Source organism: Pseudomonas sp. B21-023 (assembly GCF_024749165.1).
Lineage (GTDB): Bacteria > Pseudomonadota > Gammaproteobacteria > Pseudomonadales > Pseudomonadaceae > Aquipseudomonas.
Genome location: NZ_CP087190.1, coordinates 2,036,503 through 2,052,306 on the forward strand (window position 1 = coordinate 2,036,503; position 15,804 = coordinate 2,052,306).

Genomic DNA, 15,804 nt, shown 5'->3' on the forward strand with positions numbered 1-15,804 from the left:
CGGCGATGAAAAAGCGAGGAGGGCGATTGTAGACCTGTGGGGGGGATGCGCCTAGCGCTGGCAGCGACATTTAGATGTTGCGCAAAGACGGGGTCGTGGGAGCGGGCTTGCCCCGCGATAGCGCAGGCTGCCTTTATGCCAATCGCGGGGCAAGCCCGCTCCTACGAGGTTTCAGCCTGGATGAACGTGTCCGAACAGGCCTTGCGAGACCTTCACGCGCTGCTCGGCATCCTCGCTGCGACCTTCCTTGGCCAGCATCTCCAGGTGCGCCTCGATGGCGTGGGTGCGTTGCGTGAGTCCGCAGTCGTTGGCGATCTGGATGTTCAGGCCGGGGCGGGCGTTGAGTTCGAGGATCAGCGGGCCCTTGTCCTGGTCCAGCACCATGTCCACGCCGATATAGCCCAGGCCGCACAGCTCGTAGCAGCTGGCCGCAAGCTTCATGAAACCGTCCCAGTTCGGCAGTTGCACGCCGTCCACTGCGTTGGTGGTGTCGGGGTGCTTGCTGATGATCTTGTTCAGCCAGGTGCCGCGCAGTGTCAGGCCGGTGGCCAGGTCCACACCGACGCCGATGGCGCCCTGGTGCAGGTTGGCCTTGCCGCCGGACTGGCGGGTCGGCAGACGCAGCATGGCCATCACCGGATAGCCCATCAGCACGATGATGCGGATGTCGGGCACCCCCTCGTAGCTGATGCTCTTGAAGATCTGGTCCGGAGTGACCCGGTACTCGATCAGCGCCCGGTCGCGGTGCCCGCCCAGCGAATACAGGCCGGTAAGGATGCTGGAGATCTGGTGCTCGATCTCCTCATGGCTGATGATCTTGCCCGAGACCGTGCGGTAGCGGTCCTCGAAGCGGTCGGCGATCACCAGGATGCCGTCACCACCGGCGCCCTGGGCCGGCTTGATGACGAAGTCGCTGCGCCCGCCGATGATCTCGTCGAGCTTCTCGATCTGCTTCTCGGTCTCGATGATGCCGTACATCTCCGGCACATGGATCCCGGCCGCCAAGGCGCGCTCCTTGGTGATGATCTTGTCGTCGACGATCGGGTACAGGTGGCGCTTGTTGTACTTCAACACGTAGTCCGCGTTGCGCCGATTGATACCCATGATGCCCCGGGCCTCCAGGGCTTTCCACGTCTTGATCAGGCCGAACATCAGGCGTCAGCCTTCTTCAGGAATGCCTTGAAGCGCACGAGCTCGGTCAGGCGGTAGCCGCGATAGCGACCCATCGCCAGCATGAAGCCCACCAGGATCAGCAGCACCGCCGGGAAGGTGAAGACGAAGTACACGGCTTCCGGCACGGTCATCAGCAGGTGCGCGATGGAGGCGGCGAACAGTGTGCCGACGGCCACTTTCATGGCATGGCCGCCGCCACGCTCTTCCCAGGTGATCGACAGGCGTTCGATGGTCATGGTCAGGATTACCATCGGGAACAACGCCACCGACAGCCCGCGCTCCAGGCCCAGCTTGTGGCTGAACAGGCTGATGGCGGCGATCAGCACCACGACGAAGGTCAGTACCACCGACAGACGCGGCAGCATCTGCAACTTGAGGTGTTCCAGGTACGAGCGCAGCGACAGGCCCAGGGCGGTGATTACCGTGAACAGGATGATGCCGAAGCCCAGTTGCGTCTCGCGGAAGGCCAGGGCGATCAGTACCGGGGTGAAGGTGCCCAGGGTCTGGATGCCGATCAGGTTGCGCAGCACCAGGATCACCAGCACGCCGATCGGGATCATCACCATGATCATGAAGGTCTGCTGGGTCTGTAGCGGCAGGCCGTACAGTGAGTACTCGAGGAAGTCGGCGTCGGTGTTCTCGTCGGTCAGCTTGGCCAGGCGGATGGCGTTCATCTCGCTGTTGTTCATGCTGAAGGTGACGGTGGCCTTCTTGCCGCCATCGACGGTGATCAGGTTGTCGTCGCCGGTCCACCACAGCAGGCGGTCGCTGGGCAGGCCCTGTTCGCCGGTCTCCGGGTTGAAGTACAGCCAGTCGTTGCCGTTGAAGCTGCGCAGCCACAGCTCAGGGCTCTGCGGGGTGTCGGCCACCAGGCGGATGGTGTGGACCTTCTCCAGCGGAACGTGGGCGATAGACAGCAGCAGGTCGATGACCTGGGCTTTCTTCAGCGGCGAGTTGTCGCCGGCCAGCAGCAGCTTGGCGTTGTCGTCGTTGGCGTTGTTGACCCGCTTGATGGTCTCGCTGACGAAGGTCTCGACGTCAGCCGAATGCTGGCGAATCGGTGCCATCAGCGCCTCGGCGGCAATCTTCTCCGGACCTTCGACGGCCAGGCTGTCGCGGAAGGTCGGGCCCTTGATCTTGGCCTTCTCGGTGCTGTAGCGCTTGGTCAGCACCAGGCGGTAGTAGAGGGTCTGGTTGCCGCTGGCGCGACGGGCCGACCAGGTCACCTTGCGGTTGCCGTCGGCGCGGTTGACGCTGACCCCGTAGTTGTTGGAGATGAAGCTCTCGTTGAGGCTCACGTAGTCACGGTTCAGCGGGGGCACGAACATCTGCACCTTGACCGGGTCCTTGGCGCTGGCAACGAACTCGACCTTGGCGTCGATGTTCCACAGGTCATCGGTCTCGTCCTCGGTCACCGGGATGCCGAGGGCGAAGATCTGGTAGGCCGTGATCGCGATGCCCAGCACCACCAGGATGGTGATCAGGACTTTCAGGTGGAGGGTAAGAGAGCGCATCGGAATTACTCTGCTTTGGTAGCTTCGGTGGCACAGGCAGGTTTGCCGGCCGCGTATTTAAGGCTTGGGTCGACCAGCGCACCGAAGTGCTTGAGGGCCTCGGAGCCGATCAGCAGCGGGAACTGGAAGGCGCTGCGGTCGGTGAGGTTGACCTCGATGGTGCGTCGCGTCTGGCCCATGCAGATGTCGAGTTCGATGACCGGGCGGGCAGTGTAGGCCTTGCCCGAATCGGCGTCATAGTCCCCGGCGCGGCGCTTGATCTTGCTGACGCGGGCCAGAGGGCGTTCGATGGGGTGCTTGTGCGCGGCGTCGATGGCCAGGTAGAAGCGCACCCAGCTCTCGCCGTTGCGCTTGAAGCGCTTGATGTCGCGGGCGCTGAGCGAGGCGGTCTTGGCGCCGGTGTCGAGCTTGGCTGCCACTTCCAGGTCAAGGTCGCCCAGGCGGGCGTATTCATTGAGACCGTACACGGTCTTTTCGGCCGCGGGCGCGAGTGCCGGCAGCAGGGTCAGGCAGAGCAGCAATGAAGCGGGTTTGAGTCTCATAATCCTGGCGCGGTGCTGTGCAAAGTTCAGGGCAAGGCGACTGGCCAAGCGTCCTCATTGATCTGTCATGGGCATGAAAGGATGACAGACACACTATCCATGCTCCCGAAGGAGCGCGGCATTCTATCACGCCGGTGCCTTGACGCCAGCGCGCCCGCGATCTGACCGCGGGTGGGCTTGGTTAGTTCGTTATTAGACGATTGTCGACAATGTTCTTTTTGTCTTTGACTGTGGCTCTCTGTTTAGCTAGTTTTGCCGTCATTGATTTTAAAGGTGTCGACAATCATGCTGGATGCATCCCAGGCCGTGGCACTGCCGCAGGACGAGACCGAGACCCTCTCGGAGCATGTCTTCCGGCGTATCCAGGCCGCCATCGTCAAGGGCGAGATCGCCCCCGGCAGCAAGATTTCCGAGCCTGAGCTTGCGCGTACCTACGGCATCAGCCGTGGCCCGCTGCGCGAAGCCATTCACCGCCTCGAAGGCCAACGCCTGCTGGTGCGCGTGCCCCATGTCGGCGCTCGAGTGGTGTCGCTAAGCCACGCCGAGCTGATCGAGCTGTACGAAATCCGCGAATCGCTCGAAGGCATGGCCTGCCGCCTGGCCGCCGAGCGCATGAGCCAGGCCGCCATCGACGAGCTGCGCCATGTGCTCGATACCCATGAGCGCGATGCCGCGTTCCAGGCCGGGCAGGGCTATTACCAGCAGGAAGGCGACTACGACTTCCACTACCGGATCATCCAGGGCAGCGGCAACCAGACCTTGTACAAGATGCTCTGCGGCGAGCTGTACCAGCTGGTGCGCATGTACCGCATCCAGTTCTCCTCCATGCCCAACCGCCCGCGCCAGGCCTTCGCCGAGCACCACCGTATCCTCGATGCGATCGAAGCCCGCGACGGTGAACTTGCAGAACTCCTGATGCGCCGCCACATCGGCGCGTCCAAACGCAATATCGAGCGCCACTACCAGGGTGCCGACAACAATAGCCCACGAGGTGAGTCATGACAGTGAAGAGCACGCCCGGCCAGCGTTTCCGTGACGCGGTCGCCGCCGAACATCCGCTGCAGGTGGTCGGGACCATCAACGCCAACCACGCCCTGCTGGCCAAGCGCGCCGGCTTCAAGGCCATCTACCTCTCCGGTGGTGGTGTCGCCGCCGGCTCCCTGGGGCTGCCGGACCTGGGCATCAGTGGCCTGGACGACGTGCTTACCGACGTGCGGCGCATCACCGATGTGTGCGACCTGCCGCTGCTGGTGGATGTCGACACCGGCTTTGGCGCTTCGGCCTTCAACGTCGCCCGCACTGTCAAGTCGATGAGCAAGTTCGGCGCCGCCGCCATCCATATCGAGGACCAGGTCGGCGCCAAGCGCTGCGGTCACCGCCCGAACAAGGAGATCGTCTCGCAGCAGGAGATGGTCGACCGCATCAAGGCGGCCGTGGATGCACGCAGCGACGACAGCTTCGTGATCATGGCCCGTACCGACGCCCTGGCGGTGGAAGGCCTGAACGCCGCGCTGGATCGCGCCGCCGCCTGCATCGAGGCCGGCGCCGACATGATCTTCCCCGAGGCGATCACCGAGTTGCACATGTACAAGACCTTCGCCGACCGGGTGAAGGCGCCGATCCTGGCCAATATCACCGAGTTCGGCGCCACGCCGCTGTACACCACCGAGGAATTGGCGTCGGTCGACGTGTCGCTGGTGCTCTACCCGCTGTCGGCCTTCCGCGCCATGAACAAGGCGGCAGAGAACGTCTACACCGCGCTGCGCCGCGACGGCACGCAGAAGAACGTGATCGACACCATGCAGACCCGCATGGAGCTCTACGATGCCATCGGCTATCACGCCTTCGAGCAGAGCCTCGATGCGTTGTTCGCCCAGAAAAAAGGTTGAGGCCGTGAGGGCCTCATCGCTGGCAAGCCAGCTCCCACAGGATTGCGCAAGCCTGCTTTTTGTGGGAGCCGGCTTGCCGGCGATAGGCCGGTACAGCCACCCGGATTAGCCAGAAAGACTTCGATAACAAATTCAAGAAAGGAGAAACACCATGGCCGAAGCAAAAGTACTCAGTGGCGCGGGCCTGCGTGGCCAGGTGGCCGGCCAGACCGCGCTGTCGACCGTCGGCCAGGCCGGTGCCGGCCTGACCTACCGCGGCTATGACGTGCGCGACCTGGCCGCAGGCGCCGAGTTCGAGGAAGTGGCCTACCTGCTGCTCTACGGCGAGCTGCCGAGCAAGGCCGAGCTGGCCGATTACAAGCACAAGCTCAAGGGCCTGCGCGACCTGCCGCAAGCCTTGAAGGAAGTGCTCGAGCGCATTCCGCGCGATGCCCACCCGATGGACGTGATGCGCACCGGCTGCTCGGTGCTCGGCACTCTGGAGCCGGAGCTGACCTTCGACGCCCAGCGCGACAAGACCGACCGCCTGCTGGCGTTGTTCCCGGCGGTGATGTGCTACTGGTACCGCTACACCCACCACGGCGTGCGTATCGACTGCAGCAGCGACGAAGATACCCTCGGCGGCCACTTCCTGCACCTGCTGCACGGCAAGAAACCGAGCGAGCTGCACGTCAAGGTGATGAACGTCTCGCTGATCCTCTACGCCGAGCACGAATTCAACGCCTCGACCTTCACCGCCCGGGTCTGTGCCTCGACCCTGTCCGACCTGTACTCCTGCGTCACCGCCGCCATCGGCTCGCTGCGCGGCCCGCTGCACGGTGGCGCCAACGAAGCCGCCATGGAGCTGATCGAGCGCTTCCAGAGCCCGCAGGAAGCCACTGTCGAGCTGCTGCGCATGCTTGAGCGCAAGGACAAGATCATGGGCTTCGGTCATGCCATCTACAAAGAGTCCGACCCGCGCAACGAAGTGATCAAGGGCTGGGCGAAGCAGTTGGCCGACGAGGTGGGCGACAAGGTCCTGTACCCGGTCTCCGAAGCCATCGACAAGACCATGTGGGAGCAGAAGCGCCTGTTCCCCAATGCCGACTTCTACCATGCTTCGGCGTACCACTTCATGGGCATCCCGACCAAGCTGTTCACCCCGATCTTCGTCTGCTCGCGCCTGACCGGCTGGGCCGCGCACGTGTTCGAGCAGCGCGCCAACAACCGCATCATCCGCCCGAGTGCCGAGTACGTCGGCGTCGAGCAGCGCCAGTTCGTGCCGATCGAGCAGCGCTGAGGCAACGACCGCTGGGGCTGCCATGCAGCCCTTTCGCCGGCAAGCCGGCTCCCACAATGTCCATGCGTTGCTGTGGGAGCCGGCTTGCCGGCGATGGGGTGCGCAGCGCCCCCAAGGCCTGACCTGCAAACCGAATACCGTGAGCCTGATAACGATATGAACACCGCATTCCGCAAGAACCTGCCAGGCACCGCCCTGGACTACTTCGACGCCCGTGCCGCGGTCGAGGCGATCAAGCCCGGCGCTTACGACGGCTTGCCTTATACCTCCCGCGTACTGGCCGAAAACCTGGTGCGCCGCTGCGATCCGGCCACCCTCGATGCATCGCTCGAGCAACTGATCGAGCGCAAGCGCGACCTCGACTTCCCCTGGTTCCCGGCACGCGTGGTGTGCCACGACATCCTTGGCCAGACCGCCCTGGTCGACCTCGCCGGGCTGCGCGACGCCATCGCTGAAAAAGGCGGCGATCCGGCCGCGGTCAATCCGGTGGTGCCGGTGCAACTGATCGTCGACCATTCGCTTGCCGTGGAATGCGGGGGCTTCGACCCGCAGGCGTTCGACAAGAACCGCGCCATCGAAGACCGCCGCAATGAGGACCGTTTCCACTTCATCAACTGGACCAAGCAGGCGTTCAAGAACGTCGATGTGATCCAGCCGGGCAACGGCATCATGCACCAGATCAACCTGGAGAAGATGTCGCCGGTGATCCACAACGACCGCGGCGTGGCCTACCCCGACACCTGCGTCGGCACCGACAGCCACACCCCGCATGTCGACGCCCTGGGCGTGATCGCCATCGGTGTCGGTGGCCTGGAGGCCGAAAACGTCATGCTCGGCCGCGCCTCGTGGATGCGCCTGCCGGAGATCGTCGGCGTCGAGCTGACCGGGCGCCTGGCGCCGAACATCACCGCTACCGACCTGGTACTGGCCTTGACCGAGTTCCTGCGCAAGCAGAAGGTGGTCGGCGCCTACCTCGAATTCCACGGTGCTGGCGCCAGCGCGCTGACCCTGGGCGACCGTGCCACCATCTCCAACATGGCCCCGGAGTACGGCGCCACCGCGGCGATGTTCGCCATCGACCAGCAGACCATCGACTACCTCAAGCTGACCGGCCGCGATGACCAGCAGGTGCAGTTGGTGGAAACCTACGCCAAGGTCACCGGCCTGTGGGCCGACAGCCTGGCCAAGGCCGAGTATGAGCGCACCCTGAGCTTCGACCTGTCGAGCGTGGTGCGTAACATGGCAGGCCCGTCCAACCCGCATGCCCGCGTGGCCACCAGCGACCTGGCAGCCAAGGGCATTGCTGGACAATGGCAAGAGGTGCCGGGGCAGATGCCGGATGGCGCGGTGATCATTGCCGCCATCACCAGCTGCACCAACACCAGCAACCCGCGCAACGTGATCGCCGCTGGCCTTATCGCACGCAACGCCAACAAGCTTGGCCTGGTGCGCAAACCGTGGGTCAAGTCGTCGCTCGCGCCGGGCTCCAAGGCGGTGCAGCTGTACCTGAAGGAAGCCGGCCTGGAGCAGGAGCTGGAGCAACTGGGCTTCGGCATCGTCGCCTTCGCCTGCACCACCTGCAACGGCATGTCCGGCGCGCTCGACCCGGTGATCCAGCAGGAGATCATCGATCGCGACCTGTACGCCACCGCCGTGCTGTCGGGCAACCGCAACTTCGACGGGCGTATCCACCCCTACGCCAAGCAGGCGTTCCTCGCGTCGCCGCCGCTGGTGGTGGCCTACGCCATCGCCGGTACCATCCGTTTCGACATCGAGAAGGACGTGCTGGGCCTGGTCGACGGCAAGGAAATCCGCCTCAAGGACATCTGGCCGAGCGACGAGGAAATCGACGCCGTGGTGCGCGCCTCGGTCAAGCCCGAGCAGTTCCGCCAGGTGTACATCCCGATGTTCGCCATCGAGGAAGACAAGGGGCCGAAGGTCGCGCCGCTGTACGACTGGCGTCCGATGAGCACCTACATCCGCCGCCCGCCATACTGGGAAGGCGCCCTGGCCGGTGAGCGTACCCTGCGCGGCATGCGCCCGCTGGCGGTGCTGCCGGACAACATCACCACCGACCACCTGTCGCCGTCCAACGCCATCCTGCTGGATAGCGCCGCCGGTGAATACCTGGCGAAGATGGGCCTGCCGGAGGAAGACTTCAACTCCTACGCCACCCACCGTGGCGACCACCTGACCGCGCAGCGCGCCACCTTCGCCAACCCCAAGCTGTACAACGAGATGGTGCGCAACGACGACGGTAGCGTGAAGCAGGGTTCGCTGGCGCGCATCGAGCCGGAAGGCAAGGTGACCCGCATGTGGGAGGCCATCGAGACCTATATGCAGCGCAAGCAGCCGCTGATTATTGTTGCTGGTGCCGACTACGGCCAGGGTTCGTCCCGTGACTGGGCGGCCAAGGGCGTGCGTCTGGCGGGAGTCGAGGCGATTGTCGCCGAGGGCTTCGAGCGCATCCACCGTACCAACCTGGTGGGCATGGGCGTGCTGCCGCTGGAGTTCAAGGCGGGTACCGACCGCAAGACCTTGGGCCTGGACGGCAGCGAAACCTACGACGTGCTGGGCGAGCGCAAGCCGCGCGCGACGCTGACCCTGGTGGTCACGCGGCGCAACGGCGAGCGCGTCGAGGTGCCGGTGACCTGCCGCCTGGATACCGCCGAAGAGGTATCGATCTATGAGGCGGGTGGGGTGTTGCAGCGCTTTGCCCAGGACTTCCTGGAAGGCACGGCCTGAATAAGCGGGGCCGCTGAGCGGCCCTTTCGCTGGCAAGCCGGCTCCCACAGTAGGTGCGGCATGCTCATGTGGGAGCCGGCTTGTCGTGACGACGAACCGCGGCGAATGGGCTGCGCAGCAGCCCCAGTCTTTGCGTCGCAATGAAAAGATCAGGAAACACTGCAATGGCACATGCACCACAGGTAAAAATCCCCGCCACCTACATCCGTGGTGGTACCAGCAAAGGCGTGTTCTTCCGGCTGCAAGACTTGCCCGAGCGCGCGCAGGTCCCGGGCCCAGCTCGCGACGCCCTGCTGCTGCGGGTGATCGGCAGCCCCGACCCGTACGGCAAGCAGATCGACGGCATGGGTGGCGCCACCTCCAGCACCAGCAAGACGGTGATCCTGTCTAAAAGCATCAAGCCCGACCACGACGTCGACTACCTGTTCGGCCAGGTCTCGATCGACAAGGCCTTCGTCGACTGGAGCGGCAACTGCGGCAACCTGTCCGCCGCGGTCGGCTCGTTCGCCATCAGCGGCGGGCTGGTCGATGCGAGCCGCATTCCGCGCAATGGCATCGCTACCGTGCGGATCTGGCAGGCCAACATTGGCAAGACCATCATCGCCCATGTGCCGGTCACCGAGGGTGAGGTGCAGGAAACCGGCGATTTCGAGCTCGACGGCGTGACCTTCCCGGCCGCCGAGGTGCAGCTGGAGTTCCTTGACCCGGCCGCCGACGAGGAGGGCGGGGGCGGGGCGATGTTCCCCACCGGCAACCTGGTCGACGACCTTGAGGTGCCGGGCGTCGGTACCTTCAAGGCGACCTTGATCAATGCCGGTATCCCGACCATCTTCGTCGATGCCGCTGATATCGGCTATACCGGCAGCGAGTTGCAGGACGCCATCAACGGCGATGCCGCCGCGTTGCAGCGTTTCGAGACCATCCGTGCCCATGGTGCCGTGCGCATGGGGCTGATCGAACATATCGACCAGGCCGCCGGGCGCCAGCACACGCCGAAAGTGGCGTTCGTCGCGGCGCCGAGCACCTACACTGCCTCCAGTGGCAAAGCCGTGCCTGCCGAAGAGATCGACTTGCTGGTGCGTGCGCTGTCGATGGGCAAGCTGCACCACGCGATGATGGGCACCGCAGCGGTGGCCATCGGTACCGCCGCGGCGATTCCCGGGACGCTGGTCAACCTGGCTGCCGGTGGCGGAGAACGAAGTGCCGTGCGTTTCGGCCATCCGTCCGGGACACTGCGGGTCGGGGCCGAGGCGCGTCAGGTGGACGGGCAATGGACCGTGACCAAGGCAATCATGAGCCGAAGCGCTCGGGTGCTGATGGAGGGCTGGGTGCGCGTGCCCGGTGATAGTTTCTAAGGCATCAGTAGTGCTCGGCATTCGTTGAGCGGGGCCGCTTTGCGGCCCCTGTTATCAAGGAGCCACGAATGAGCGCAAACGTAGACCTCAACACCCGTCCCGACTACGACCAGGTCCTGCAGACCCTCGCCGACTATGTGCTCGGCTACCGCGTCGAGTCCTCCGAGGCGCTGAACACCGCCCGCCACTGCCTGATGGACACCCTGGGCTGCGGCCTTTTGGCCCTGCGCTTTCCCGAATGCACCAAGCACCTGGGGCCGTTGGTCGAAGGCACGATTGTCCCCCACGGCGCCCGCGTGCCAGGCACCAGCTACCGCCTCGATCCGGTCAAGGCGGCCTGGGACATCGGCTGCATCGTCCGCTGGCTGGACTACAACGACACCTGGCTGGCGGCGGAGTGGGGCCATCCTTCGGACAACCTTGGCGGCATCCTGGCGGTCACCGATCACCTGTCGCAAAAACGCGTGGCCAATGGCGAGGCGCCCCTGGCCATGCGCGAGGTGCTCGATGCCATGGTCATGGCCCACGAGATCCAGGGCGTGCTGGCGCTGGAGAACTCCTTCAACCGGGTTGGCCTGGACCATGTGCTGTTGGTCAAGGTCGCCTCGACAGCAGTGTGTGCCAAGCTCATGGGCGCCAGCCGCGAACAATTGCTTTCGGCACTCTCTCACGCCTTCGTCGATGGCCAGGCCCTGCGCACCTACCGTCATGCGCCCAACGCCGGCTCGCGCAAGTCGTGGGCGGCGGGGGATGCCTCCAGTCGTGGCGTGCGCCTGGCCGATATCGCGCTGCGCGGCGAGATGGGTGTGCCCGGTGCGCTGACCGCCAGGCAGTGGGGGTTCTACGACGTGTCGTTCAGCCACACCAACAAGGACCTGGCGCTCAAGCCCGAGGCGCGGCGTGAACTGCGCCTGCCGCAGCCGCTGGGCAGCTATGTGATGGAAAACGTGCTGTTCAAGATCAGCTTCCCCGCCGAATTTCATGCCCAGACGGCCTGCGAAGCTGCGGTGATCCTGCACCCGCAGGTGCGCAACCGCCTGCACGAGATAGACCGCATCGTCATCACCACCCACGAATCGGCGATCCGCATCATTTCCAAGGAAGGGCCGCTGGCCAATGCCGCGGACCGCGACCACTGCCTGCAATACATGACGGCGGTGCCGTTGATATTCGGTGACCTGGTGGCCGAGCACTACGAAGATGCCTTCCATGCCGCGCACCCGAGCATCGACCGCCTGCGCGAGAAGATGGTGATCGTCGAGGAACCGCGCTTCAGCCGCGAGTACCTGGAGGCCGACAAGCGTTCCATTGCCAATGGCGTGCAGGTGTTCTTCAAGGATGGCAGTCACACGCCGCAGGTGGTGGTGGAGTACCCGATCGGGCATCGACGCCGGCGGAAGGAGGGGATGCCGTTGCTGGAGGCGAAGTTCAAGGAGAACCTGGCGACGCGCTACGTGCGCCAGCGCTGTGAGGAAATCGTGGCGTTGTGCAAGGACCAGGCGAGGCTGGAGGCCATGCCCGTGCACAGGTTTGTCGATCTGTTCGTGATTTGATGTTGTCTGTTGCGGCCTCATCGCTGACAAGCCAGCTCCCACAGGTTTGGCGCAGACCTTGAGCACTGCGCGATCCTGTGTGAGCTGGCTTGCCAGCGATGAGGCCGGCGGCTCTAACAAAAAAGCCCCAGTATCGCTACCGGGGCTTCTTCTTACCGCTTGTAACTTACCACTTGCAGCTGCTTACGCCTGAACCACCGGGATCTTGGCGTTGGCCGCGGCTTCGCGGAACTCGGCGATCTGGTCGAAGCTCAGGTAGCGGTAGACGTCGGCAGCCATGCTGTCGATGTCCTTGGCGTACTGCATGTACTCTTCAACGGTCGGCAGCTTGCCGATGATCGAAGCGACAGCAGCCAGCTCGGCCGAGGCCAGGTACACGTTGGTGGCGTCGCCCAGACGGTTCGGGAAGTTACGGGTCGAGGTGGAGACCACGGTCGAACCGGTCTGTACACGTGCCTGGTTACCCATGCACAGCGAGCAGCCTGGCATTTCCATGCGCGCGCCGGCCTTGCCGTAGATGCCGTAGTAGCCTTCTTCGGTCAGCTGGTGGGCGTCCATCTTCGTTGGCGGGGCCAGCCACAGACGGGTCGGGATACCGCCCTTGACCTTGTCCAGCAGCTTGCCGGCGGCGCGGAAGTGACCAATGTTGGTCATGCACGAACCGATGAACACTTCGTCGATCTTCTCGCCCTGTACCGAGGACAGCAGGCGGGCGTCGTCCGGGTCGTTCGGCGCGCAGAGCACAGGCTCCTTGACGTCGGCCAGGTCGATTTCGATGATTTCGGCGTATTCGGCATCGGCGTCGGCCGACAGCAGCTCAGGCTTGGCCAGCCAGGCTTCCATGGCCTGGGCGCGGCGCTCCAGGGTACGGGCATCGCCGTAGCCTTCGCCGATCATCCAGCGCAGCAGGGTGATGTTGGACTGCAGGTACTCGGCGATGGCCTTCTCCGGCAGCTTGATGGTGCAACCGGCGGCGGAGCGTTCGGCCGAGGCGTCGGACAGCTCGAAGGCTTGCTCGACGGTCAGGTCGTTGAGGCCTTCGATCTCCAGGATGCGGCCGGAGAAGGCGTTCTTCTTGCCTTTCTTCTCGACGGTCAGCAGGCCTTTCTGGATGGCGTAGTAAGGGATGGCATGGACCAGGTCACGCAGGGTGATGCCAGGCTGCAGCTTGCCCTTGAAGCGCACCAGGATCGACTCCGGCATGTCCAGCGGCATGACGCCGGTGGCGGCGGCGAAGGCCACCAGGCCCGAGCCTGCCGGGAACGAGATACCGATCGGGAAGCGGGTGTGCGAGTCGCCACCGGTGCCGACGGTGTCAGGCATCAGCATGCGGTTCAGCCAGCTGTGGATGATGCCGTCGCCCGGGCGCAGCGACACGCCGCCACGGGTGCGGATGAAGTCTGGCAGGGTGTGGTGGGTGGTGACGTCGATCGGCTTCGGATAGGCCGCGGTGTGGCAGAACGACTGCATCACCAGGTCGGCGGAGAAGCCCAGGCACGCCAGGTCTTTCAGCTCGTCGCGAGTCATCGGGCCAGTGGTGTCCTGGGAGCCGACGGTGGTCATCTTCGGCTCGCAGTAGGCACCTGGGCGCACGCCCTGGCCTTCCGGCAGACCGCAGGCGCGGCCGACCATCTTCTGCGCCAGGGTGAAGCCTTTGGTCGAAGCAGCAGGTTGCTCAGGCTTCTTGAACAGGTCGGAAGGGGCCAGGCCCAGCTCGGCACGCGCTTTCTCGGTCAGGCCACGGCCGACGATCAACGGGATACGACCGCCAGCGCGGACTTCGTCCAGCAGCACTTCGGTTTTCAGCTCGAAGTTGGTGACCAGTTCGTCGCTGCCGTGACGGCGTACTTCACCTTTGTAAGGGTAAACGTCGATGACGTCGCCCATGCCCAGGTTGGTGCAGTCGAATTCGATCGGCAGGGCGCCGGCGTCTTCCATGGTGTTGTAGAAGATCGGAGCGATCTTGGTGCCGAAGCAGAAGCCACCCGCGCGCTTGTTCGGCACGTACGGGATGTCGTCGCCGAAGAACCACAGCACCGAGTTGGTGGCCGATTTACGCGAGGAACCGGTACCGACCACGTCACCGACGTAGGCGACCGGGAAGCCCTTGGCCTTGACCGCTTCGATCTGCGCCAGCGGGCCGACCGAACCAGGCTGCGAAGGCTCGATGCCGTCGCGGGCCATTTTCAGCATGGCCAGGGCATGCAGCGGGATGTCTGGGCGCGACCAGGCGTCCGGGGCAGGGGACAGGTCGTCGGTGTTGGTTTCGCCAGGCACCTTGAACACGGTCAGGGTGTACTTGTCGGCGATCGCCGGGCGCGAGGTGAACCACTCGCCGGCAGCCCAGGATTCCAGCACGGCCTTGGCGTGGGCATTGCCCGCCTTGGCTTTTTCGGCCACGTCGTGGAAGGCATCGAACATCAGCAGGGTGTGCTTGAGCTGTTCGGCCGCGACGGCGCCCAGTTCGGCGTCGTCCAGCAGCGCGACCAGCGTTTCGATGTTGTAGCCGCCCTGCATGGTACCCAGCAGCTCGGTGGCGTGCTTGCGGTCGATCAGTGGCGACTTGGCTTCACCCTTGGCGACAGCGGAGAGGAAAGCGGCCTTGACGTAGGCGGCTTCGTCGACTCCTGGCGGAACGCGGTTGGTGATCAGGTCTACGAGGAAGGCTTCTTCGCCGGCCGGCGGGTTTTTCAGCAGCTCGACCAGGCCTGCAGTTTGTTCGGCGTTCAGCGGCTGGGGCACGATACCCAGAGCGGCACGCTCTTCGATATGTTTGCGGTAGGCTTCAAGCACAGTTATTACCCTCATCAGTGGTCCCTAAAGGGAGTCCGGGACGCTCATCCAGCATTCTCCTGCACCCATGCGCTGAAGACGGCTTTTTGAGCCGGCAAGCCAGGGTCGCAGAGAATCCTTACAGAAGCTGTTTTCAAAGTTTTACGCCTGTAGAACGGAAGGCTGATGAGGGGTTGGCCGTGGCCATGCGCTCGCATGGACAGGGCCAACGCCGTTCTACCGGATGAACTGTGCTCGTGACGCTTTGAAAACAGCTTCCAACGGACATGGTTGCCTTGAAAAGGCGGAGTGATTCTACGGCAAAAATTAGCCGAAAGTAAGGCGGCGAAGAAGACTTTAACGGGTGACCCTGGTTAGACAAAGGGCTAACATGGGGCCGTGTTCCACCGCCAAGTCGTTGTTTTTACATGTCCAACCAATCCATCAAGACGCCTTGCGTCGGCCTCTGCTCCACCGTGTATGGAGACCTGGTGTGCCGCGGCTGCAAGCGCTTCCACCACGAAGTGATCCACTGGAACGGCTACGACGACGAGCAGAAGCGCGCCGTGTGGCTGCGCCTGGAGCAATTGCTGGTGCAGGTGATGATGGCCAAGCTGGAAGTGTTCGACAAAGCGCGCTTGCGCGAGCAGCTTGAACAGCGTTCGATCCGCTATGTGGCACAGCAGTCGGAATATTGCTGGGCCTACCAGCTGATCGCCCGCGGGGCGCGGATGATTCGCGACCTGGAGGCCTACGGGATGGCCTTGCTGCCGGAGTTCCGCGACTGGGAGCTGCCACAGCTGCGCGACGCCATCGACCGGGAATTCTTTTTGCTTTCCGAGGCGCATTACCAGCGCTATATCGCCCCGAGCTTCTTGCGTGATGCTTTGGCGGCAGATCAGAAATAAGCGTTGCCCTCATCGCTGGCAAGCCAGCTCCCACAGGTTCCGCGCTGTCTTAAGAACGTGCGCAAGACCTGTGG

General features: G+C 64.1%; 11 protein-coding genes. 7 read left to right on the plus strand and 4 right to left on the minus strand.

Features of this window, described 5'->3' with window-relative positions:
• Positions 1–171: 171 nt before the first annotated feature.
• From LOY42_RS09285 to LOY42_RS09295, 3 genes are read right to left on the minus strand one after another with little or no spacing between them, the layout of a single operon-like run.
• Positions 172–1,152 (minus strand): alpha-L-glutamate ligase-like protein, encoded by a 981-nt coding sequence (locus LOY42_RS09285; RefSeq protein WP_102683261.1) that lies wholly within the window; start codon positions 1,150–1,152, stop codon positions 172–174.
• Positions 1,152–2,687, minus strand: coding sequence for an inactive transglutaminase family protein (locus LOY42_RS09290; RefSeq protein WP_139669928.1), 1,536 nt, complete (start codon positions 2,685–2,687; stop codon positions 1,152–1,154). The genes LOY42_RS09285 and LOY42_RS09290 overlap by 1 nt, the downstream gene beginning before the upstream one ends.
• 5 nt (positions 2,688–2,692) lie before the next feature.
• Positions 2,693–3,229, minus strand: a complete 537-nt coding sequence (locus LOY42_RS09295; RefSeq protein WP_102683263.1) for an ATP-dependent zinc protease — start codon at positions 3,227–3,229, stop codon at positions 2,693–2,695.
• A gap of 285 nt (positions 3,230–3,514) precedes the next feature.
• Between LOY42_RS09295 and LOY42_RS09300 the strand changes: the two genes are divergently transcribed.
• The 6 genes from LOY42_RS09300 (at position 3,515) to prpD (ending at position 12,050) form a co-directional block, all read left to right on the plus strand.
• On the plus strand, positions 3,515–4,231 hold the full coding sequence (locus LOY42_RS09300) for a GntR family transcriptional regulator (RefSeq protein ID WP_139669930.1): 717 nt from the start codon (positions 3,515–3,517) through the stop codon (positions 4,229–4,231).
• Entirely contained in the window at positions 4,228–5,118 is an 891-nt protein-coding gene (prpB, locus tag LOY42_RS09305; protein WP_038706441.1) for a methylisocitrate lyase, read from the plus strand. Before LOY42_RS09300 ends, prpB begins: the two co-directional genes overlap by 4 nt.
• Positions 5,119–5,269: 151 nt before the next feature.
• The gene (prpC, locus tag LOY42_RS09310; protein ID WP_139669931.1) at positions 5,270–6,397 is read left to right on the plus strand and encodes a 2-methylcitrate synthase; all 1,128 of its coding nucleotides are present in this window, start codon (positions 5,270–5,272) and stop codon (positions 6,395–6,397) included.
• Between the two features lie 156 nt (positions 6,398–6,553).
• Complete coding sequence (gene acnD, locus LOY42_RS09315) at positions 6,554–9,142, plus strand: Fe/S-dependent 2-methylisocitrate dehydratase AcnD (RefSeq protein WP_258600355.1); 2,589 nt, start codon at positions 6,554–6,556, stop codon at positions 9,140–9,142.
• A 164-nt stretch (positions 9,143–9,306) separates the two neighbouring features.
• Positions 9,307–10,497, plus strand: a complete 1,191-nt coding sequence (gene prpF / locus LOY42_RS09320) for a 2-methylaconitate cis-trans isomerase PrpF (protein WP_258600356.1) — start codon at positions 9,307–9,309, stop codon at positions 10,495–10,497.
• A gap of 68 nt (positions 10,498–10,565) precedes the next feature.
• A complete protein-coding gene (prpD, locus tag LOY42_RS09325) occupies positions 10,566–12,050 on the plus strand; it encodes a 2-methylcitrate dehydratase (RefSeq protein ID WP_258600358.1) in 1,485 nt (494 codons plus the stop codon).
• Between the two features lie 183 nt (positions 12,051–12,233).
• Here the strand turns inward: prpD and acnB are convergent, their stop codons facing one another.
• A complete protein-coding gene (gene acnB, locus LOY42_RS09330) occupies positions 12,234–14,843 on the minus strand; it encodes a bifunctional aconitate hydratase 2/2-methylisocitrate dehydratase (protein ID WP_110700910.1) in 2,610 nt (869 codons plus the stop codon).
• Positions 14,844–15,250: 407 nt separating this feature from the next.
• Between acnB and LOY42_RS09335 the strand changes: the two genes are divergently transcribed.
• Complete coding sequence (locus tag LOY42_RS09335) at positions 15,251–15,730, plus strand: DUF1289 domain-containing protein (RefSeq protein WP_046854916.1); 480 nt, start codon at positions 15,251–15,253, stop codon at positions 15,728–15,730.
• Positions 15,731–15,804 lie beyond the last annotated feature (74 nt).

What these genes read in the sequence shown, in the direction of transcription:
- LOY42_RS09285 (WP_102683261.1), bottom strand. Translation starts at nt 1,152, where the DNA reads ATGTTCGGCCTGATCAAGACGTGGAAAGCCCTGGAGGCCCGGGGCATC.
- LOY42_RS09290 (WP_139669928.1), bottom strand. Translation starts at nt 2,687, where the DNA reads ATGCGCTCTCTTACCCTCCACCTGAAAGTCCTGATCACCATCCTGGTG.
- LOY42_RS09295 (WP_102683263.1), bottom strand. Translation starts at nt 3,229, where the DNA reads ATGAGACTCAAACCCGCTTCATTGCTGCTCTGCCTGACCCTGCTGCCG.
- LOY42_RS09300 (WP_139669930.1), top strand. Translation starts at nt 3,515, where the DNA reads ATGCTGGATGCATCCCAGGCCGTGGCACTGCCGCAGGACGAGACCGAG.
- prpB (WP_038706441.1), top strand. Translation starts at nt 4,228, where the DNA reads ATGACAGTGAAGAGCACGCCCGGCCAGCGTTTCCGTGACGCGGTCGCC.
- prpC (WP_139669931.1), top strand. Translation starts at nt 5,270, where the DNA reads ATGGCCGAAGCAAAAGTACTCAGTGGCGCGGGCCTGCGTGGCCAGGTG.
- acnD (WP_258600355.1), top strand. Translation starts at nt 6,554, where the DNA reads ATGAACACCGCATTCCGCAAGAACCTGCCAGGCACCGCCCTGGACTAC.
- prpF (WP_258600356.1), top strand. Translation starts at nt 9,307, where the DNA reads ATGGCACATGCACCACAGGTAAAAATCCCCGCCACCTACATCCGTGGT.
- prpD (WP_258600358.1), top strand. Translation starts at nt 10,566, where the DNA reads ATGAGCGCAAACGTAGACCTCAACACCCGTCCCGACTACGACCAGGTC.
- LOY42_RS09335 (WP_046854916.1), top strand. Translation starts at nt 15,251, where the DNA reads ATGTCCAACCAATCCATCAAGACGCCTTGCGTCGGCCTCTGCTCCACC.